Raw genomic sequence first — 20,803 nt, 5'->3', positions numbered from 1 at the left:
CCACTACCGTGCCGTCTCGAGCGCATGCGCGTCCTTGGCCGGCCGCACCAGGCGAATGCGATAAAAGATGAAGAAGTCGGCGGCGAGCAGGAAGAACAGCAGGATGCCCTGGAAGATGCGCGTCAGCGCCGAGGGCAGCGCGAGCGTCATCTGCACGCCCTCGCCGCCGAGGAAAAGCAGCGACATCAGYAGCCCGCCAAGCACGATGCCGAAGGCGTTCAGCCGTCCGATGAAGGCGACGATGATGGCGGCAAATCCGTAGCCGGGAGAAATCTGCGGCGAGAGCTGGCCGAGCGGTCCGGCCGCTTCCGCCATGCCGGCGATCCCCGCAGYGGCCCCGCCGGCCAGCAGCCCGATCCAGACGGCGGCCGAGTCGCGAAAACCGGCATAGCGGGCGGCGAGCGGTGYGGCGCCGCTCACCGACATCTTGTAGCCGAGGAAACTGCGGTCCGTGAACAGCCACATCAAAAGCACGGCGACCACGGTGATGAAGATCGAGGAATTCAGCCGGTAGGCGGGGTCGAAGGATTGGAACATCGCCGCCGCCGGCAGCAACGCCGTCTGCGGATAGTTGAAGCCGGCCGGATCGCGCCACGGTCCATGCACGAGATAGGACAGGAACAGCGTCGCGATATAGGTCATCATCAGCGTGACCAGAATCTCGTTCGTGTTCATGCGCGAGCGCAGGAAGGCGGGGATCGCCGCCCAGGCCATGCCGGCGGCCATCCCGGCCAGGAACATCAGCGGCAGGAGCAGCGCGCTCTCCGGGTTCGGCCAGAACAGGCCGACGCCGCTGGCGGCAATTGCGCCCATGGTGAACTGGCCCTCGGCGCCGATGTTCCAGACATTGGCGCGGAAGCCGATCGCCAGCCCGCAGGCGATGAGGATCAGCGGCGAGGCTTTCAGCAGCCATTCCGACAGGCCGTTCATCGAGCTCAGCGGCTCGATGAAGAAGGCGTAGAGCGTCGGCAACGGATCGTGGCCGAGCGAAGCGAAGAAGAGCGAGCCGACGATCAGCGTCAGCACGCAAGCCAGCACCGGCGCCGCGATACGCATCACGGCCGAAGGCTCCGGCCGTTGTTCAATCCTGAAATGCAACGCTGCTGCCCCCCGTCTGGTCCTTGCCCATCGTCCGGCCGGTCATCAAGAGCCCGATCTCCTCGCGGTCCGTGCTTGTGCGGACCAGCGGCGGCGACACGCGACCCTTGCAGATCACCAGCAGCCGGTCGCAGATCTCGAACAGCTCGTCGAGCTCTTCCGAGACGACGAACACCGCCGTGCCGGCGCGGCTGAGATCGACGATGGTCTGGCGGATGAACGCGCTCGCCCCGACATCGACGCCCCAGGTCGGCTGCGAGACGAGAAGCAGCTTCGGCGCCAGCGCGATCTCGCGCCCGACGATGAATTTCTGCAGATTGCCGCCCGACAGGCTCTGCGCCGTGGCATCCGGGCCGTTGGCCTTGACCTTGAACCGGTCGATGATGCCGGTGGCGAAGGCGGAGGCCCTGCGCCGGTCGACGAGGCCCTTGCGGACCGTGCCGAAGCGATGGGCCGTCAGCACCGCGTTTTCCCACAGCGTGTGCGACGGCACCGCGCCTCGCCCGAGCCGCTCTTCCGGAACGAAGGCGAGGCCGAGCCTGCGGCGCTCGTCGGGCCGCAAGGCGGCTGCCGCCGTTCCATTGATTTTGATCGCGTCGCCTTGTGCGTGCCGGCGCTCGCCGCTGAGCAGGGCGATGAGCTCGGCCTGGCCATTGCCGGAGACGCCTGCAAGGCCGACGATCTCGCCGCCATGGACGTTGAAGGAGACATCCTCCAGGTCGACGCCGAAATGGTCCCTTGCCTTGGCCGAAAGATTTCTGACTTCGAGCACAGGCTTCTCGCTCGGCGCTGCCGGGCTGACATGCATTTCCGGCAGCCTGGAGCCCACCATCATGCGGGCGAGCTCGAGCGAGGTGGTTTCCTTCGGCCGCGCCGTGCCGGTGACCTTGCCGTTGCGCAGCACCGTGGCGGTGTCGCAGAGCTCCTGCACCTCGCCGAGCTTGTGGCTGATATAGACGATCGAGCAGCCTTCGGCGGCCAGCTGGCGAAGGGTGTCGAACAGCTTGACCACGGCCTGCGGCGTCAGCACCGAGGTCGGCTCGTCGAGGATCAGGAGCTTTGGCGCCTGCAAGAGGCAGCGCACGATCTCGACGCGCTGGCGCTCGCCGACCGAAAGGTCGTGCACCTGGCGGTGCGGGTCGATCGGCATGCCGTAGCGCAGCGAAAGTTCGCGGATCTTTTCGGCCAGCGAAGGCAAATTGAAGGCGCCGCTTGCCGAAAGCGCGATGTTCTCGACCACCGAAACAGATTCGAACAGCGCGAAATGCTGGTAGACCATCTCGATGCCGAGCGCGCGCGACATTGCCGGATTGTGCGCGGCGATCAGATTGCCGTCGCAAAAGATTTCGCCGGAATCGGCCTGCGCCGCGCCGTAGATGATCTTCATCAGGGTCGACTTGCCGGCGCCGTTCTCGCCAAGGACGGCATGGATCTCGCCGGGCTGGATCGTCAGCGAGACGTCGTCATTGGCGACGACGCCTGGATAGCGCTTGGAGATGTTGCGCAATTCTAGTCGCGGATGCATGGCGGGTCCTGCCGGGCGTGATGCGGGGTTGGACGGGAACCGGCGGGGAGACGCCGAAGATGGCCTCGGCGTTTCCCCGCTTCTTCGCGGTTGATCAGCTCAGCTTGCCGATCATTCCCTTGACGAACCAGTTCATGCCGCGAATGCCGTCGTCGGGAAGCACCGATCCGGCCGCGACCTTGACATTGCCGTCCTGGTCCTTCAGCTCGCCGGCATAGGGATGCACCTTGCCGCTGCCGATATCGGCCTCGAGCTGCTTCAGCTTGGCCTTGGCGTCGGCCGGGATGCCGTCATTGTAGGGCGCCATCTTGACCACGCCCGCGGCCAGTCCGTCCCAGCGCACTTCCGGCTTCCAGGTTCCGGCCGCGACGGCCTTGGCGGCGCCGACATAGTCGCTGGTCCAGTCGAGCACGAAGGAGGTCAGCTGCTTGCCTGAGGCGAATTTCGACATGTCGCTGGCGTAGCCGATCGACCAGGCGCCGCCTTCGCCGGCGACCTGCACGCCGGTCGCCGTATCCGTCATCGAGCAGATCACGTCGCAGCCTTGCGAAAGCAGCGTCTTGGCGGCTTCCTTCTCCTTGCCCGGATCGAACCAGGAATTGAGGAAGATGGCGTTGCAGGTGGCGTTCGAATTGACGCTCTGCGCGCCGAGCAGCAGCGCGTTGGCAGGGCCGACGATGTCGGGGATCGGGAAGCCGCCGATGAAGCCGATCTTGCCCGACTTCGACATATGGCCGCCGGCCGCGCCGGCGACGAAAGTGCCTTCATAGTACTTCGCTTCGAAGGTGCCGAGATTGGCGAGATGGACGATGCCCGAGCAATGCTCGAACGCGATCTTGGGGAAGCGCGGCGCCACCTTCTGCATCGGCGTGCCGTGCGAGAAGCTGGTGCCGAAGATCAACTGATTGCCGGCGCTGGCGAGCTCGCGGAAAACGCGCTCGGCATCCTGCGGCATGAAGATGTTGTCGATGACGGTAAGCTTTGCCTTGTCGCCGAACGCGGATTTGATCGCCTCGACGCCGAGGCTGTGCTGCTTGGTCCAGCCGATCTCGGCGATCGGCGAGACATAGACGACGCCGACCTTGAGCACGTCGTCGGCCCTGGCGATGGTGCTCAGTCCTCCGGTGCCCAGTGCCGCGCCGAGCGCGCCGCTGTATTTCAGGAATCCGCGTCTTGTCAGGTCGTTCATGCTGGTAGCCCTCTGTTGGTTTTTTTGGCCGATGCCCGGCTTTTCGGTGCCGGATCTTGCTTGGGGAGATGGACATGCACATGCGCCGTGCCATCGCCATTCCCGGATGATTTTGCCGGTTTTCGCGGCGCGATCGGCGCCGCGCCGTCGGCCTTGCCGTCGAGATAGGGCGCCAGCGCCTCGGCCGGCGTCATTTCGGCGTAGACTTCGCGATCCATGATGTAGCCGCGCACCACCGCGCGGTGATGCGTGTCGATGAGGTCCATGGCCTGTTTCAGCCGGCCCTTTTCGAGAAGGTCGACGACGCGCGAATGGTCGTCGAGCAGATTGCAATAGTCGAAATCGGCGGTGATCAGCGAGCGCAGCAGCGTGGTGCGGCGCACGAGCTGCGCATGGATTTCCTGCATCACCTTGTTGCGGCTCAAGCGCACGAAGACGGTGTGGAACTCCTGGCCGAGCACGTCGGCCAGCGCGTCGTTGCCTGAGGCGACGGCCTGGCGCTGGCGTTCGACATGCTGGCGCAGCTCCGCCCATCCGGCGGGGCCGAGGCGATCGCTGAGCTGCGCGGCGACGCCCTGTTCGACAAGCGTCAGCGCGTCGTAGATCTCCATCGCCTCCTGCATGCTCGGCTTGGCGACGAAGGCGCCGCGATTGCGCTCGATCTGCGCCAGCCCGTCATCGGCGAGCCGTATCAGCGCCTGGCGCACGACGATGCGGCTGACGTCGAAAATCTCGGAAAGCTCGCGCTCGCCGAGCTTGCAGCCGGGCACCAGCCGATGGTCGATGATCGCGCGCGTCAGGATATCCGCTATCGTCTGGGAACGGCTGCTCAAGGCGCGGTTCTCCGCGGATTTGAGGGCATGATCAGCAGGCTTTCCGTAGCGAAGACATGCGCCGTCAGGACACGGCATATCCCAGATTCAGAACTTCATACACGGGAAGTCAATCATTGAAACCTGTCAACACAAAAATGAGTTTTGGCTGACAAAAAATCGTTGATTGATATCCAATCTTGTGTTTTCGTTTTGTCGAAACGCCGGGCTAGGTTCATGGTGAAGGGCTAGCCGAGTTGAGAGGGGTGCCGATGGCTACCCGCTGCGTCGACCGCGAGCTTCTGAACGACTGGCACATCGTCGCCGACCGGGAATCGCTCTCCCAGGATAAGCCGTTTCCAACACGCCTGCTCGGCGTCGGCCTGATCGTCCGCGAGCGCGCGGGGAGCTTCGAGGTCATTCGCGACGATACAGACGTCGCGCTGAAATCGGCCGAGCGCTACGGCTTCATCTGGACCTGCCTCGGAACGCCGCGGCGCGACATCGTCTTCATTCCCGAGGCAAACGAAGCGGATCGTCATCTCGTCAGCGGCGGGTCCATCGCGGTCAAGGTTTCCGGCTTGCGAGCCGTCGAGAATTTCCTCGGCATGGGGCACTTCCCCTTCGTGCACACCGGCTGGCTGGGCGAGGAGCCGCACACCGAGGTGGCGCCCTACAATGTCGAGATCACCGCCGAGGACGAGGTGCTGGCGACGGAGTGCAAGTTCTACCAGCCGATCGCCTCGCCCACCGCCAGGGAAGGCTTCGTCGTCGATTACATCTACAAGGTGATCCGGCCCTACACGGTGGCGCTCTACAAGAGCAATCCGATCCAGAAGCACCGGCTCGACGTCATCACGCTCTTCGTGCAACCCGTCGATGAAGAGAACTGCATCGCGCATCCCTATCTCTGCTACCTCAAGGATGGCATGGAGGCGGCGACGGTGCGCAGCTTCATGCAATTGATCTTCGCGCAGGACAAGCCGATCCTGGAGAACCAGGTCCCGAAGCGACTGCCGCTCGATCCGCGTGCCGAAACGCCGATCCGCGCCGATGCCGTCTCGGTCTCCTACCGGCGCTGGCTGCGCGACCGCGCCGTCACCTACGGCGCCATACCGGCGCAGGTCTGATCACGATGTCCGCGGCATGCAAAGGAATGACGTTATGACCAAATGCACGGATTCCGTGGTCCTCAATCTCTGGCATCCGGTGGGCGCAATCGCCGAGACTGTCCCCGGCGCCGTCCAGCAGACGGTGCTGCTCGAGGAGCGCCTCAGCTTTTCGGTCGGCGCGGATGGTGAACCGGTCGTCTGGCGCCCGCGGCCGGATCTGCGCCGCGCCGACCAGGTCGCGGCCGCCGACCGGCTGCCGGCCAAAAGCGCCTATGGTTATGTCTGGACCTCGCTGGGCTCGCCGCCGGCCGACCTCTTCCCGATCCCGGAATATGCCGAGCCAGACCGGCGCCGGCTCAATGCCGCGACCTTTGGCGTGAATGTCTCGGCGCCGCGCGCCATCGAGAATTTTCTCGACATGGGCCATTTCCCTTACGTGCATACCGACATCCTCGGCGCCGAACCGCACACCGAGGTCAAGGAATACGATGTCGAGATCTCGGTCGAGCGCGACGAGATTCTCGCCACGCGCTGCCGCTTCTTCCAGCCGATGGCTTCGACCGCCTCGGAGGGCGGCGCCGATGTCGACTATGTCTACCGCGTGCCGCATCCCTATTGCTCGGTGTTGTATAAATCGAGCCCGGTCTATGAGGCGCGGCGCGACGTGATCGCCATCTTCCTGCAGCCGGTCGACCAGGAGCATGTGCGCGCGCATATGCTGCTTTGCGTGCTCGACGAGAACAGCGAAGACAAGGTGATCAAGCGCTTTCAGCAGACCATCTTCGGCCAGGACAAGCCGATCCTGGAGAACCAGGTGCCGAAGCGTCTGCCGCTCGATCCGCGCGCCGAGACGCCGATCCGCGCCGACAAATCGGCGATCGCCTACCGGCGCTGGCTCAGCCAGAAAGGCGTGACCTACGGGGTCATTCCGGCCGCGGCCTGACCAGAACATTTTTGGAGACGACGAATGCTGGAAGCAGCCAGAAGCCAGTGGCATCCGATCGCCGCTGCCCATGACCTACCGTTCCGCCATGTGTTCCATGGCCAGTTGCTCGGCCGCGAGTTCGCGGTCTGGCGGGCCGATGACGGCTACGTCAACATATGGGAGAACCGTTGCCTGCATCGCGGCGTGAGGCTGTCGATCGGCATCAATGACGGCCGCGAGCTGAAGTGCCAATATCATGGCTGGCGCTATGCGAACCGCACGGCTGGCTGCACCTACATCCCCGCGCATCCGGCCGACGCGCCGGCCCGCACCATCACCAACCGTACCTATCCGGCGGTCGAGCGCTACGGCCTGATCTGGTCCTCGGAAGACGCCTTGGGCGAGGTGCCGGATGTCGCCGGTTTTGCCGAGCGCAAGCTGCTCGCCTTGCGCGGCATTCCGGTCAACGCGCCGGCCGACAAGGTTGCCGAGGCGCTGAAGAATTATCGCTTTCAGCCCGATGGGGCGATGGGCGGAGACGGCGCCGAAATCAGAGTTGAAGCGTCCCAGGGTTTCGCTGTTGCGCTGCGCTCGCGTGACGGCACCGCCGAGACGCTTGGCGTCTTTTTCGTCCAACCGGTCGACTCCAACCGTTCGGTCATTCGCGGCGTGCTCGACCGCGACGCCGAAGGGGCTGCCCGCATCGCCGTCCTGCGTCACCACAACGAACGGCTTTCAAAACTGCGTGACGAGGTCGAGCGCGAGGTGGCGGATGCACCCGCGCCAGCGCCGATCGAACCGGTCTATGAAAGGGTATCGGCCGAGCTTGCCGAAATGCCGGAACTGACCGCGCACGGTCGCAAGGCGGCGCTGCGCGTCACGGTGGCCAGGAAGTGGCAGGCCGCTGATGGCATCGCTGGCTTCGAACTGCGGCCGGTCAAGGGCATCCTGCCGACCTTCCAGCCCGGTGCGCATATCGACATTCACATGCCGAACGGCGAGATCCGCCAATATTCCATCACCAACGGGCCGGGTGAGACCGACAGCTTCGTCATCGGCGTCAAGCTGGAGCCGGACTCGAAGGGCGGCTCGAAATGCATGCACGAGACGGTGCGCGAAGGCGATGTGCTGGCGATCTCGGAACCGCGCAACAATTTTCCGCTGCGCCGCGACGCCATCAAGACGATCTTCGTCRCCGGCGGCATCGGCATCACGCCGCTGCTTGCCATGGCGCAGGCGCTGAAGAACCAGGAGCTGACGCACGAGCTGCATTATTTCGCGCAAGGTGAGCAGCATCTCGCCTTCGCTGATCGGCTGGCCGGGCTCGGCGACGCGCTGAAGCCGCATCTCGGCCTGTCGCCGGACGCGACCGGCGCCGAGCTGCGCCGTGTGCTGGCCGAATACCGGAACGGCATGCATCTCTACATCTGCGGTCCCGGCCCGATGCTCGAGGCGGCACGCGGGATCGCGGCCGAGCAGGGCTGGCCGGACGGCGCCGTACATTTCGAATATTTCAAGAACACCAACAAGATCGACGACAGCTCGAGCTTCGAGGTGGCGCTGGCAAGATCCTGCGTCACGCTGCAGGTGCCGGCCGGCAAGACGATCCTGCAGGTCATGCGCGAGAGCGGCATCGACGTGCCGTCGTCCTGCGAGCAGGGCGCCTGCGGCACCTGCGTCGCGACCGTGATCGAAGGCGAGCCCGATCACCAGGATGTCTATCTCAACGACGCCGAGCGCAAAGCTGGAACGAAGATCATGACCTGTGTCTCGCGCGCCAAATCCGCGCGTCTCGTGCTCGACATCTAGGAGCCGCCGATGATCACGCTTTACGACTACGAGCTGTCCGGCAATTGCTACAAACTGCGGCTGCTGATGAGCATCCTCGGCATCGACCACAAGACCGTGCCGGTCGACTTCTATCCTGGACGCGAGCACAAGTCGGAATGGTTCCTGAAGCTCAATCCACTGGGACAGCTGCCTGTGATCGACGATGACGGGCTGGTCCTGCGCGACGCCCAGGCGATCCTGGTCTACCTCGCATCGAAATACGATCCGTCCGGCACATGGTACCCCCGGGAGAACCCGGCCCTGCTCGGCGAGATCAGCCAGTGGCTGGCCTTTGCCGACGGCATCACCGGGACCGCCTCGGCCGCCCGCCTGCACGATGCGCTGTTCTATGATTTCGACATCGATGCCGCCCGCGCCGGCGCGCATCGGCTGTTCCGCATTCTCGACGAGCACCTCTGGTTCGTCGAGCAGGAGGGCCGTCAATGGATCTGCTCGGCCTCGCAGCCGACGATCGCCGACATTGCCTGCTTCCCCTACATCATGCTGTCCGAGGAAGGCGGTATTTCGCGCCAGGATTATCCGGCGATCCGCCGCTGGTGCGATCGCGTGAAGCGCATCAAGGGTTTCATCGTCATGTCGGGCGTGTTTCCGGCCGGGCCCGCCAGAGCCGCGGCATAAGTTTCAGTCACGGGCCGGCATTCGCTCAAGCCAGTCAAATCGCGAGAGGGAAAATGAAAACTGCCGCCGTTGCCGTCGCCGCCTGAAGCGAAGACGGGGAAGAGCGCTGCGCGCCGTTCATCGAAAACGGCCGGGTGATAGGCACCGTCATGGATGGCCCGCGGGCGGTCGATGGTCCAATTTGCAGGATTGATACCGGCCTGACGCCCCCGGGGGCGGATACCTCATATCGGCAGTTGGTTCGATCTCTTGATCTGCGAGAGCGCAAAGCTCGATTCGATCGATGCGACGCCGTCAAGGCGGGTCAACTTTTCCTTCAGGAAGCGATCATAGGCATGCAGGTCGCGCACCACGATGCGCAGCAGATAATCGCGCTGTCCGGTCATCAGATAGCAGTCGACGACTTCCGGCCAGCGGGAAATGGCGGCGTTGAAGCGTTCCAGCTCCTCCTCTCGCTGGCGTTCCAGCTTGATCGAGGCGAAGACAGAAATCGGCAGGTCGACCTGATCCTGGTCGATGACCGCGGTGTATCATCTTGCCGTCAAGGCATGGTCTTTCGCGGTTTGCGGGCTCTGAGCAAGGCGGCAGGGGCCGGTGCGCGCCAGACGACCTGATAGGCCTCCACCACGTTGCTGGCAGTGACGCCAAGTCCAGGCAGGGCGATCCAGGGTGGCGGTTGCCGCTCGAGAAGACCGAGGATCGTCGCGATGCCAACCGCGACGCCCTGGTCGTATGGCAGCTGCGCGGCGATGCCCTTGATCAGGCCACCGGCAGCCAGGTCCGCCGCCACGTCATTGCCAAGGTCGACGGTGGTGATCGGGATCGTCTTTCCCGCATCGCGGATCGCGGCGATGGCGCCGGCCGCCGGCACGTCCCACACAGCGAACAGGCCGGCCAGATCGGGATTTCCCTGCAGCAGGCCGGCGGTCGCGGCCTTGGCCTGCGTCACATCGGCGAACTTGCCGCGCACCAGGGACAGATCCGGCCGATGGCTGGCCATCCATTTGCGGAAAGCGATCTCGCGCTCATGCGTGGCAAAGAAGTCCACCCCATAGGCAAGAACGCCAATCGTGCCGCCCGGGGCCACGTGCTCTGCGAGCAGCTCCGCTCCAATCTGTCCGAGGCCGAAATTGTCGGTGGAAATGACGCTGACGTAATCCTTGCCCGGCAGCATGCCGGTCGGCGCATTGTCGAGCAGCAGAAGCTTCTTTCCCGCCGCCGCTATCGCGCGATGGGCATCGGCAGCCCTGGCGCTGCCGATCGGAATGGAAATGACGGCGTCCACCGGTTCGGTGGCGAGCCGTTGCAGTTCGGCGACCTGCCTGTCGACATCGAAGGCGCAGTCGATGACCTCGACGACCGCCGCGCCGTAGCGGCCAAGAGTGGCGACAATGCCGGCGAGTTCCTCCTTGGCCCAGTCGCTCACCGTGGTGTGAAGAACGACGGCCACTGAAAAGTTGCGTTTGCGCGCGGCATCGGCGTCGGCACCCGACAGCCCGACCTGATCGGCGGGAACCGCTCGTTCGCCATGCGGCCCTAGCCCGGTGATCGCCATTCCTCAATCCTCCCCAGGCGCCAGCGGCGCACCATCGCAGGTCCTACGCAAGCGAGCCGCCCGGCGGGCGCGGCTTGGCCGGCCGGGTAACGATGTCGAGCGCGGCGCGTGCGAGAAAATCCTTGAATTCCGGGTGCTCGCGCGGCGAGCCGAGCGTGATCCAGCCCTGCAGGAACCTCGGATCGAACAGCGCCTCGGCCACCACCTGCGCGGCTCCCACCAGCCCGGCCGAGCCGCCCATTTGCGAGCGCACGATCCTGAGGTCGCGTGTCACCACGGGATGCGACTGGCGATAGACCGCCTCGCGCACGGCCGCCAGCAGGATGTCCCCGGTCTCGGCAACCGCGCCGCCAAGCACGATCAGCGAGGGGTTCAACAGATTGGCCAGCGGCGCCAGCACTTCGCCGACGGCGCGGCCGCAGCGGCCGAGCAGGTCTATGCAGAAAGGATCGCCCAGCTGCGCGCCGTGGCCGGTATCGGTTACCGTGACTTCGCCGGTGCGTGCCAGGACACCGGCCAAATAGGGGCTGCGGCCGCTGTCGGCCGCCTGACGGGCCTCGCGCGTCAGCGCCTCGCTGCCGGCGATCGTTTCGAGATTTCCACCCTCCACGAAAGTGTGGCCGATCATGCCGGCGGCGCCCTGCGCGCCACGGTGCAGCGTGCCTTCTGATATGACGCCCGCGCTGATGGAGCGTCCGAGCTTGACGAAGATCATGTCCGCCAGGCCGATGCCGCTTCCCGATTTCAACTCGCCCATCGTCATCGTCTGAACGCCGCTTCGCACCCAGACAGGCGCGCCGACAAGCGTGGCCAATTGTTCGACAAAAGGAAATCCATCCCAGTTCTGGAACGCGGTCAGCGCCGGCGCGAACAGGCGCTGGCCGTCGGGCTTCTCGACGGCTCCGGGCACTGCGAGGCCGATGCCCCAGATGCCTCCTTCGCTGCCATGTTCCTCCAGCATCCAGGCAAACAGCGTCGCCAGCCGCTGCACCACGGGCTCGGGTCCCGCCGCCAGCTCGACGGCCTCGTGATGTTCGGCCAGCAAGCGTCCGGTCAGATCCGAGACGCCGACCGCGAGCGAGGAATGATCTAGCACGGCGGCAAGGATGATGCCCATGCGCGGGCGGAAGCGGACATGACGGGGCGCGCGCCCGCCGACGGCGAGGCCCAGTTCGCCCTCCTCGATCAGCCCCAGCTTGAGAAGGGTGGCGAGGCGGTCGGTGACGACGGCCCGCCCCATTTCCGATTGTATTTCCAGTTCCTGGCGGGTCGTCGCCACCCCGCTTCGCACGAGGTTGAGCAGCAGGGCCAGGCTGCCATGCGCGGATTCACTGGCGCGCGGCCGGCCGGCGGCCCGGCGTGGCGCGGCTGACTGTTCATCGCTTGAGATGCTGCGTTCGTCCATGTCCTTGCCGCGCCTCACCTGCCGCGGTGCCGCCCCGTCGGCCGTGGCCACTTCGCCATGGGTAACGTGACCCCATTTACGGATCAAGTAGGAACTTATGTCGTTTATCAACAAAAGTAAGCCGACTTTTGCATTTTAATAATTGACGAACGCCGAAAGGAGCGCATAAGTATTGCTGGAGGCTCGGAGGAGGGCCCAGGTGGACGGGCTTGGAAGGCGATGGGCACCATCAGGCGGCGTCCGAATTTTCCTCCGGCCAACAACATCGCGCCGCCCTTTGCTGGTCGCGGCCGTATGGGAGGATACGAGATGCCGGTCAAACTGGCCTATCATGCCAATTGCTGGGGTCCGCTTGGCGGCAATGCCGTCGGCGTCACCTCGATCACCCAGCTCACCTACCGCACTTTCGGTGATATGGAGCAGGCGATCCGCGATATCGGCGCGGCCGGCTATGTCGGGACGGAGCTCTTCGACGGCAATCTCCTCGACTATGCGGGACGCATTGGTGACTTGCGTGCCGTCCTGAACCAGTCGGGCGTCGCGCTCGTTGCGGGCTATTCAGGCGCCAATTTCATCTTCGACGATATCCTCGGCGAGGAACTGGCCCGCATCGAGCGCGCCGCGGCGGTCGCAGCCGAACTTGGGGCCGAGCATCTGGTGGTCGGCGGCGGCGCCAAGCGCGCCAATGGCCGGCAGGCCGACGATTTCAAGCGCCTCGGCGCGTCGCTCGACAAGGTCATCGACATCGGGGCCAAGGCGGGCTTGCGGGCGCACTACCACCCGCATCTGTCGACCATTGTGGAAGGCCCCGAAGACGTGCGCGAGATCTTCAGGCACACGGCGATCGACTTCTGCCCGGACACCGCGCACCTGGCGGCCGCCGGCGGCGATCCGGCCGCGCAGATCCGCGAATTCAAGGACCGCATCAGCTACGTGCATCTGAAAGGCTGGCAGCGCGACCCCTTCGCCTTCACGCCGCTCGATCGCGGCGACCTCGACATGGCGCCGATCGTCGAGGCGCTCAAGGACATCGGCTTTTCCGGCTGGATCACCACCGAACTCGATGCCTGGGCGGATCCCAGGCAAGGAGCAGCACTGAGCATGAACTACCTCAACAAGGCCATGGGGCCACATTAAGCAACCGGGCTTCGCGCCCGTCATCAGGGAGGAACCTAATGACACGTTTCAGGACAATGACCGCGGTCTTCACGACGGCGCTGCTGGCAACCAGTCTCTATGCCGCCGCGCCAGCCTCCGCCGACCCGGATTCGGCGCTGGCGGAACTGCAAAAGACGGTGCTTTCGAGGGGCCCGAACGGCGAGGCGCCGGCCTCGGCAGCCTCCGTCACGCTGACGGACGAGGAACTGGCAAAGATCAAGGACATGAAGGCCACCGCCGCGATCGTCATGCACTATGGYGGCAATGACTGGTCGAGGGCGCAGATCGCCGGCCTCAAGGACCAGTTCGGGAAGATGGGCATCGAGGTGATCGCCACCACCGATGCCGGCTTCAAGCCGGAAAAGCAGGTCGCCGACCTCGAGACGGTGATGGCGCAGAACCCGAAGATMATCGTGTCGATCCCGACCGATCCGTCGGCCACGRCATCGGCCTACAAGGCTGCCGCCGACAAGGGCRCCAAGCTGGTGTTCATGGACAATGTTCCGGCGGGCTTCGCCGCCGGCAAGGACTACGTCTCCGTGGTCTCTGCCGACAATTACGGCAACGGCGTCGCGGCCGCGCATCTGATGGCCAAGGCGCTGGGCGGCAAGGGCGAGATCGGCCTCGTCTTCCACGCCGCCGATTTCTTCGTCACCAGGCAGCGCTATGACGGCTTCAAGAAGACGATCGCCGACAACTATCCCGACATCAAGATCGTCGCCGAGCAAGGCATTGGCGGGCCGGACTTCACCGGCGACGCCGAGAAGGCGGCGTCCGCCATCCTCACCTCGCACCCGACCATCAACGGCATCTGGGCGGTGTGGGACGTGCCGGCCGAAGGCGTGATCTCGGCGGCGCGCACCGCCGGCCGCGACGATCTCGTCATCACCACCTGCGATCTCGGCGAGAACGTCGCCATCAACATAGCAAGCGGCGGCTTCGTGAAGGGGCTGGGCGCCCAACGTCCGTTCGACCAGGGCGTCACCGAAGCCAAGCTCGCCGGCTATGGCCTGCTCGGCAAGGAAGCGCCGGCCTTCGTCGCCCTGCCGGCGCTGCCGGTCACCAAGGACACGCTGCTGGAAGGCTGGAAGGCCGTCTATCACGCCGAGGCCACCGACAAGATCAAGGGCAGCATGTAGCGGCCCCGCGGCCGGCGCGCTCCCCCGCCGGCCACTCCTTCTCAGCTCAATCTGGAGGCTATCATGACCCGAACGCTCAACGTGGCGATGATCGGCGGCGGTTTCATGGGCAAGGCCCATGCCATGGCCTATGCGGCAATGCCGATGTTCTTCTGGCCGGCGCCCGCCATTCCCGTGCGCAAGGTCGTGGTCGACGTCACCGAGGCCTTGGCCGACGAAGGCCGCCGCCGCTACGGTTTYGAAGAATCGTCCGCCGACTGGCGCGCGGTGGTGAAGCGGCCGGACATCGACGTTGTCGACATCGTCACGCCGAACGACAGCCATGCCGCGATCGCCATCGCCGCGGCGGAAGCCGGCAAGCACATCATCTGCGAAAAGCCGCTGGCGCGCGGCGGCGACGAGGCGAAGACCATGCTCGACGCGGTGAAGAAGGCGGGTATCATCCACATGGTCGCCTTCAACTACCGGCGCACCCCGGCGGTGGCGCTGGCCCGCCAATACATAGAGGAGGGCCGCATCGGCAAGATTCTCAACTTCCGCGGCACCTATCTCCAGGACTGGTCGGCGGATCCCGATTCCCCGCTCTCCTGGCGCTTCCAGAAGAAGATCGCCGGCTCCGGCTCGATCGGCGACATCGGCACGCATGTCGTCGATCTTGCCCGCTACCTCGTTGGCGAGATCGCCGAGGTCAGCGCGCTGGTGCGCACCTACAACAAGACGCGCCCGGTTCAGAGCGGAAATCTCGACAGGCTCGGCGCCGCCGAACGGAACACCGGCGCGCAACGGGCCRAAGTCGATGTCGACGATGAGGTGGTGACGCTGCTCAAATTCGCCGACGGAGCCATCGGCTCGCTCGAGGCGACCCGCAATGCCTATGGCCGCAACAATTTCATCACTTTCGAGATCCACGGCACCAAGGGCTCCATTGCCTTCAACTACGAACGGCGCGACGAATTGCAGGTCATGTTCGCCGATGATCCTGCCGACGCCCGTGGGTTCAGGACCGTCTATTCCGGTCCGGCGCATCCCTATGGTTCGGGCCTGTGGCCGATACCGGCACTTGGCATCGGCTATTCCGAGACCAAGATCGTCGAGTGCTTCGACTTCTTCTCCGCCATCGCGTCCGGCAAGCAGCCGTCGCCGAACTTCGAGGACGGCTACAAGACGGAGCGGGTCGCCGACGCGTTGATCGAATCCGGCGAGAGCGGCCATTGGGTCAAGGTCCGGCCATGATCGACGGGACGCCCGTTCATGCGGTGGAGATGAAGGGCGTCAGCAAATCCTTCGGCGGCGTCAAGGCGCTGGTCGATGTCGACCTGCAGGTGGAGAAGGGCGAGATCCATGCCCTGCTCGGCGGCAACGGCGCCGGCAAGTCGACCATCCTCAAAGTGCTGAACGGCGTGCATGCGCCCGACAGCGGCACCATCCTTGTCGACGGCAAGCCGCTGAGCGAGATTTCGCCTGAGGCTTCGCGCCGGGCGGGCATCGCCATGATCTTCCAGGAGATGAGCCTGATCCCGACATTGACCGTGGCGCAGAACGTGTTTCTCACCCGCGAAGCCAAGGGCGCGTTCGGCCTAATCGACGACCGCGCCGCCGAGAGGCGCGCCCGGGATCTGTTCGCCATGCTCGAGGTCGAGGTCGATCCGAAGGCGATTGTCGGCGATCTCGGCGCCGGCCAGCGGCAATTGACCGAGATCGTCAAGGCGATCTCGCAGAACGCCAGGGTGCTGGTGCTGGACGAGCCGTCGACGGCGCTGGCCGTGTCCGATGTCGAGCGGCTGTTCGCCTTCCTGCGCAAGCTGAGGTCGGATGGCGTGGCCATCATCTATGTCTCGCACCGCATGGATGAGATCGCTCGCATCGCCGACCGCGCCACCATCCTGCGCGACGGCCRCCATGTCGTCACCGCGCCGCTGTCGGACCTGCCGGTCGAAACGATGATCGAACACATTGTCGGCAAACGCTCACGCGGCCTGTCGGATGTGGCGCGCGGCGGATCGCGCATCGGAAAACCGTTGCTGGAGTTCGACAACGTGTCGGGCGTGACGAAGCCGAAGAATGCCAGTTTCGTCGTCCGCGGCGGCGAGGTGGTGGGCCTTGCCGGACTGCTCGRCTCCGGCCGCTCCGCGATCGCGCGCGTCATTGCCGGCATCGAGCCGATCGTCGAAGGCGAAATGCGCATCGCTGGCAAGCCGGTGGCGATCACGAGGCCAAGCGACGCCATCGAGGCCGGCATCGCGCTGGTGCCCGAGGACAGGTTGCGGCAAGGCGTCATTGCCGAGCATTCGGTCGCCTCCAACATCGCGCTTGCCTCGCTCGACCGGCTGAGCCGCAATGGTTTCATGTCGAACAGCAAGATGCGCGAGYAATCCGACAGCCAGATCGGAAGGCTGCGGATCAAGACCGCTTCGCGCGACGCTGCGGTGCGCACGCTGTCGGGCGGCAATCAGCAGAAGGTCGTCATCGGCAAATGGCTTTCGACCGAGCCGGATATTCTTGTCCTCGATGAGCCGACCTCCGGCATCGACATCGGCTCGAAGTCGGAAATCATCATGCTGGTGCGCGAGCTCGCCAAGAGCGGCAAGGCCATCATCATGATCTCGTCCGAGCTGTCCGAGATGCTGACCGCTTGCGACCGCATACTCGTCATCGCGGACGGCCGCGTCATGGACGACATAGACCGCGGCGATCTCGACGATCTGTCGGCRCCGGAGGACGATCCGGTCGCTCGGTTGCAGGCGGCGGAGCGCAAGCTGCAGATCGTCATCCAGAAAGCGCTGAGCAAGAGTGAGGGAGGAACACATGTCCACTGACCGGGACACCGCCCCCTCGCTCCTCGCAAGACTCGGTCTCGCCAACTGGCGGCAGAACATCATCTATATCGGCTTCGTCGTGATCTTCATCGTGTTCGCGATCACGCTGTTCGACAAGGGCTTCCTCAACCCCAACAACCTGCTCAACATCGTGCGCCAGACGGCGATGATCGCGGTCATGGCTATCGCCATGACCTACGTGCTGTCGGCGGGAGAGATCGACCTGTCCGTCGGGGCGGTGGCGGGGCTGGCTTCGGTGACCACGGCCATGGCGATCGACGCCGGTGGGCCGGTTACCGGCATCGTTGCAGGCCTCGCCACCGGCGCCGTCGTCGGTACCTTCAACGGGCTCCTGACGACGCGCATCGGCATTCCGTCCTTCCTCACCACGCTGGCCATGATGGGGATCGCCACCGGCACCGCGATGTGGATGAGCGATACGGCCGCGGTGCCGATCATCTCGAAGAGCTATTCGTGGATTTTTGGCGGTGGCAATATCGGGCCGGCGCCCGTCCTGCTGATCTGGATGCTGGTGCTGGGCGCCGTCGGTCATGTCGTGCTGAGGCGAAGCAGCTTCGGCCGGCGCGTGCTGGCCACCGGCGGCGGCGAGGTCGCGGCGCGCTATTCCGGCATCGACACCAAGTCGATCAAGTTTCGCGTCCTCATCATCTCGGCCATGGCGGCGGCTCTTGCCGGCATGCTCTATGCCGGGCGGCTGCAATCCGGCCGCTTCCAGCTCGGCCAGGGCGACGAGCTGTCGGTCATCGCGGCGGCGGTGCTTGGCGGCACCAGCCTGTTCGGCGGGTCCGGCACGGTGATCGGAACCATTGTCGGCGCGTTGATGATCGGGCTTATCAACAACGGCTTGATCCTGATGGGCCTGGAGTTCAGCCAGCAGCTGATCGCGCGCGGCGCCATCATCATCCTCGCCGTCGCGCTCAGCCAGGGACGGAAATGACATGGTGGTTCCCTACACGGTGGTCGGCACCATCGTCGCCAAGCCGGAGACCCGCGAGGAACTGCAGGCGATCCTGTCGGGCTTCGTCGAGCCGACGCGGGCCGAGGTGGGCTGCATCAACTACGATTTCCATGTCGATGCGGCCGACCCTTGCGTGTTCATGTTCTATGAGAACTGGCGCTCGAAGGACGATCTCGACCGGCATTTGGCAATGCCGCATCTGAAGCCGCTGTTCGGCCGCCTCGATGATCTGGTCGCACGTCCGGTCGACGTCCGTCGTTTCGTGATGTTGAGCCCGATGGCGACGTGAAGCCACGAGCATCATCTCGCGCCTGCATCCAGCCATTTTCACCGTCGCCATCGGGGCAGACATCACATCAAGATGAAGCCGTGGACTTGGACTCGCTTGCGTTCGCGAGGTTCACGCTGGCTTCGAAACCGGACTGCTTCCCTGGCCTAGGCGATTTGAGGGTGAGCGGGCTGCCTATCCGATCAGCAATCGTCGAAACGATCGACAGCCCGATTCCGCTGCCGCGGGCCGAAGTTCCGCCCCGCTCGAAACGCCAGTTTCGCCATTATCTCGGGCGGCACAACGGGTCCTTCGTTTGACACCGTCAGCAGCCCATCCGAGTCGAGGGTCACTGCCACAGGCGACGAGGCCTTGCCATAACGCAGCGCGTTGTCGATGAGGTTGCGGCACAGGATCCCGGCGGCATCGGGATCGACATCGGACATCACGGGAGTTGCCGACAGGCTAAGGATGATGCTCTCATATCGAACTGGCGCGGGAGGGCGCGAAAGAGAGCATCTTCATCGCGCCGGGCAGTGTGTTTTGCGTCGACAAGACACACCCGCTCGCGAAAGGAATACGCATCAACGTCTCAAGGGCGGACGACGTGCGCTTCTACGATTTCCTATTGCGCAAACTGACCTAGCGGAGAGTTGGCTCGGCGGCTTCAAGCAGTCCGGCTTCGGTCGCGACAAGTCGCTTCACGCCATCGAGAAGTACACCGACCTCAAGACGGCCTGGATCAGTCTCGGCTAACCTTCAAGAGGTGCCCAGGATGAAATCGGCGCAGCGGTCGCCGATCATGATCGCCGGCGCGTTGGTGTTGCCGCTGGTGAGGCGCGGCATGATCGAGGCGTCGGCGATACGCAGGCGTGGCACGCCGCGCACGCGAAGCCGCGGATCGACCACTGCCTGTTGGTCCGTTCCCATCCGGCAGGTGCCGCAGGGATGGTAGACGGTCTTGGCGTGGCGGATGATGTGGTCGATTACCGCCTCGTCGCCGAGGTTGTCCGCCTTGCCCGGCGCAAGCTCCTCGGAGACTACTTCGCGCAGTGCCGGCTGACGCACGATGGCGCGGGCAATCTTCATCCCTGCCAGCAACAGCGCAAGATCGTCGGCATGGGACAGGAAGCCGGTGGTGAAGCGGATCGGGTCGCCTGGCTTTCGCGAGCGCAGCCGCACCGAGCCGCGCGACTTCGGCCGCAGCACGCACGGGTTCAGTTCCATGCCGTGGCGTTCGACCGAGCCGTGCTCGGCGTTTTCGATCATCACCGGCAACACGTGGAACTGGACGTCGGGTCGGCCATCGCCATCGGTGTCGAAGAAGCCGCCGCTCTCGACCACGTTGGAGGCGAGCAGGCCGCGCCGGAACATGAGATATTCGATGCCATGCCGCAGCGCCTTGAAGCCGCGATCCTCGCCGAGCAGGGAGACCGGCTTGCGCGTCAGCGCGTAGAGCGGGGCGGCGACATGATCCTGCAGGTCCTGGCCGACCGCCGGCATGTCGCGGACGACGGGAATGTCCATCTCCGCCAGATGCGCGGCCGGGCCGAGACCGGACAGCATCATCAGTTTCGGCGTCGCCAGCGCGCCGGCGGCAAGGATCACTTCGTCCTTCGCCGAGGCGGTATGGTTATAGCYGTCCGGCGTTTGATAGGCGAGGCCGGTCGCGGCGCCATTCTCCAGCGTCAGCGCCGTCACCAGTGCATCGGTGACGACCGTGAGATTGGCATTGCCGGCGAGCGGCCTCAAGAACACCTTGGCCGCCGACTGCCTTTCGCCGTCTGCGGTCGTGGTCTGGTAGAAGCCGACGCCCTCCTGCAGCTCGCCGTTGAAGTCGTCATTGAAGCGGTAGCCGGCTTGCTGGGCGGCGCGCACATAGGCGAGGGACAGCGGATGCCGGTAGCGCGGATCGGAGACTGGCAACGATCCTTCGGAGCCGTGCAACTCGCCGGCAAGCCGCTCGTTGCGCTCCAGCCTCCTGTACACCGGCAACACCTCGTCCCAGCCCCAGCCCGGGCAGCCGAGATCGCGCCAGCCGTCATAGTCCTCCGGCTGACCCCTTATGTAGAGCATGGCGTTGATCGAAGAGCCGCCGCCGAGCGTGCGCCCTTGCGGGATCGGCAGCGAGCGGCCGCCGACGCTTGGCTCCGGCTCCGACTGGTAGATCCAGCTGCGCGCCGTGCCGATCACCTTGGCGAAGGTGGCCGGCATATCGATGAAGCGCGTGTTGTCCGCGGGGCCAGCCTCGACGACGAGCACGCGCTTGCCGGCCTGGACCAGCCGGCTTGCCAGCGTGCAGCCCGCCGAGCCCGCGCCGGCGACGATGTAATCGTAGATGTCCGTCATCGGA

Annotated in this window: 18 protein-coding genes and 1 pseudogene; 10 read left to right on the top strand and 9 right to left on the bottom strand. The window is 65.0% G+C overall.

Annotation, left to right across the window (positions count from 1 at the left end):
• Positions 1 to 3 precede the first annotated feature (3 nt).
• From LCM4577_RS29615 to LCM4577_RS29600, 4 genes are all read right to left on the bottom strand, one after another.
• Entirely contained in the window at positions 4 to 1,098 is a 1,095-nt protein-coding gene (locus LCM4577_RS29615) for an ABC transporter permease (protein ID WP_116390209.1), read from the bottom strand.
• Positions 1,082 to 2,623: an ABC transporter ATP-binding protein gene (locus tag LCM4577_RS29610; RefSeq protein WP_071074463.1), complete on the bottom strand. Its 1,542-nt coding sequence runs from the start codon at positions 2,621 to 2,623 to the stop codon at positions 1,082 to 1,084. Before LCM4577_RS29610 ends, LCM4577_RS29615 begins: the two co-directional genes overlap by 17 nt.
• 94 nt (positions 2,624 to 2,717) lie before the next feature.
• Positions 2,718 to 3,812, bottom strand: a complete 1,095-nt coding sequence (locus LCM4577_RS29605; protein WP_071030661.1) for a BMP family ABC transporter substrate-binding protein — start codon at positions 3,810 to 3,812, stop codon at positions 2,718 to 2,720.
• A complete protein-coding gene (locus LCM4577_RS29600; protein WP_071074462.1) occupies positions 3,809 to 4,645 on the bottom strand; it encodes a GntR family transcriptional regulator in 837 nt (278 codons plus the stop codon). Before LCM4577_RS29600 ends, LCM4577_RS29605 begins: the two co-directional genes overlap by 4 nt.
• A gap of 251 nt (positions 4,646 to 4,896) precedes the next feature.
• Here LCM4577_RS29600 and LCM4577_RS29595 point away from each other — a divergent pair, with 251 nt between their 5' ends.
• From LCM4577_RS29595 to LCM4577_RS29580, 4 genes are read left to right on the top strand one after another with little or no spacing between them, the layout of a single operon-like run.
• Positions 4,897 to 5,754, top strand: coding sequence for an aromatic ring-hydroxylating dioxygenase subunit alpha (locus LCM4577_RS29595; protein ID WP_071030659.1), 858 nt, complete (start codon positions 4,897 to 4,899; stop codon positions 5,752 to 5,754).
• Positions 5,755 to 5,788: 34 nt separating this feature from the next.
• Positions 5,789 to 6,679, top strand: coding sequence for an aromatic ring-hydroxylating dioxygenase subunit alpha (locus LCM4577_RS29590; RefSeq protein WP_244508462.1), 891 nt, complete (start codon positions 5,789 to 5,791; stop codon positions 6,677 to 6,679).
• A gap of 24 nt (positions 6,680 to 6,703) precedes the next feature.
• Entirely contained in the window at positions 6,704 to 8,470 is a 1,767-nt protein-coding gene (locus LCM4577_RS29585) for a Rieske 2Fe-2S domain-containing protein (RefSeq protein ID WP_071074460.1), read from the top strand.
• Positions 8,471 to 8,479: 9 nt separating this feature from the next.
• Positions 8,480 to 9,130 (top strand): glutathione S-transferase family protein, encoded by a 651-nt coding sequence (locus tag LCM4577_RS29580; RefSeq protein WP_071030656.1) that lies wholly within the window; start codon positions 8,480 to 8,482, stop codon positions 9,128 to 9,130.
• Between the two features lie 224 nt (positions 9,131 to 9,354).
• On the opposite strand, the pseudogene LCM4577_RS29575 reads toward LCM4577_RS29580, so the two are convergent.
• The 3 genes and pseudogenes from LCM4577_RS29575 to LCM4577_RS29565 all read right to left on the bottom strand — a co-directional run.
• A pseudogene (locus LCM4577_RS29575) lies at positions 9,355 to 9,660 on the bottom strand (Lrp/AsnC family transcriptional regulator); the annotation flags it as partial.
• A gap of 11 nt (positions 9,661 to 9,671) precedes the next feature.
• Positions 9,672 to 10,685 (bottom strand): substrate-binding domain-containing protein, encoded by a 1,014-nt coding sequence (locus LCM4577_RS29570; RefSeq protein ID WP_071074459.1) that lies wholly within the window; start codon positions 10,683 to 10,685, stop codon positions 9,672 to 9,674.
• A 43-nt stretch (positions 10,686 to 10,728) separates the two neighbouring features.
• Positions 10,729 to 12,177, bottom strand: a complete 1,449-nt coding sequence (locus LCM4577_RS29565; RefSeq protein WP_198541109.1) for an ROK family protein — start codon at positions 12,175 to 12,177, stop codon at positions 10,729 to 10,731.
• Between the two features lie 222 nt (positions 12,178 to 12,399).
• On the opposite strand from LCM4577_RS29565, the gene LCM4577_RS29560 reads away from it, so the two are divergent.
• The 6 genes from LCM4577_RS29560 to LCM4577_RS29535 all read left to right on the top strand — a co-directional run bounded on the left by LCM4577_RS29560 (position 12,400) and on the right by LCM4577_RS29535 (position 18,471).
• Positions 12,400 to 13,227: a sugar phosphate isomerase/epimerase gene (locus LCM4577_RS29560; RefSeq protein WP_071030781.1), complete on the top strand. Its 828-nt coding sequence runs from the start codon at positions 12,400 to 12,402 to the stop codon at positions 13,225 to 13,227.
• Positions 13,228 to 13,283: 56 nt separating this feature from the next.
• The gene (locus tag LCM4577_RS29555; protein ID WP_244508468.1) at positions 13,284 to 14,387 is read left to right on the top strand and encodes a substrate-binding domain-containing protein; all 1,104 of its coding nucleotides are present in this window, start codon (positions 13,284 to 13,286) and stop codon (positions 14,385 to 14,387) included.
• Between the two features lie 63 nt (positions 14,388 to 14,450).
• Positions 14,451 to 15,620: a Gfo/Idh/MocA family protein gene (locus LCM4577_RS29550; protein ID WP_071074457.1), complete on the top strand. Its 1,170-nt coding sequence runs from the start codon at positions 14,451 to 14,453 to the stop codon at positions 15,618 to 15,620.
• Positions 15,617 to 17,203: a sugar ABC transporter ATP-binding protein gene (locus tag LCM4577_RS29545; protein ID WP_071074456.1), complete on the top strand. Its 1,587-nt coding sequence runs from the start codon at positions 15,617 to 15,619 to the stop codon at positions 17,201 to 17,203. The genes LCM4577_RS29550 and LCM4577_RS29545 overlap by 4 nt, the downstream gene beginning before the upstream one ends.
• Positions 17,193 to 18,161 carry an ABC transporter permease gene (locus LCM4577_RS29540; RefSeq protein ID WP_071074455.1) on the top strand — a complete coding sequence of 323 codons (969 nt, stop codon included), beginning with the start codon at positions 17,193 to 17,195 and terminating at the stop codon, positions 18,159 to 18,161. Before LCM4577_RS29545 ends, LCM4577_RS29540 begins: the two co-directional genes overlap by 11 nt.
• Before the next feature lies 1 nt (position 18,162).
• On the top strand, positions 18,163 to 18,471 hold the full coding sequence (locus LCM4577_RS29535) for a putative quinol monooxygenase (RefSeq protein ID WP_071074454.1): 309 nt from the start codon (positions 18,163 to 18,165) through the stop codon (positions 18,469 to 18,471).
• Positions 18,472 to 18,653: 182 nt separating this feature from the next.
• Here LCM4577_RS29535 and LCM4577_RS29530 read toward each other — a convergent pair whose 3' ends face one another.
• The gene (locus LCM4577_RS29530; protein ID WP_040985686.1) at positions 18,654 to 18,896 is read right to left on the bottom strand and encodes an ATP-binding protein; all 243 of its coding nucleotides are present in this window, start codon (positions 18,894 to 18,896) and stop codon (positions 18,654 to 18,656) included.
• 313 nt (positions 18,897 to 19,209) lie between these two features.
• Positions 19,210 to 20,799 carry a GMC family oxidoreductase gene (locus LCM4577_RS29525; protein WP_071074453.1) on the bottom strand — a complete coding sequence of 530 codons (1,590 nt, stop codon included), beginning with the start codon at positions 20,797 to 20,799 and terminating at the stop codon, positions 19,210 to 19,212.
• Positions 20,800 to 20,803 lie beyond the last annotated feature (4 nt).

Origin of the sequence: Mesorhizobium sp. LCM 4577 (genome assembly GCF_001854795.2) — a bacterium.
In the GTDB taxonomy this organism is placed as follows: Bacteria; Pseudomonadota; Alphaproteobacteria; order Rhizobiales; family Rhizobiaceae; genus Mesorhizobium; species Mesorhizobium plurifarium.
This window is presented reverse-complemented; position numbering and strand designations above follow the sequence as displayed.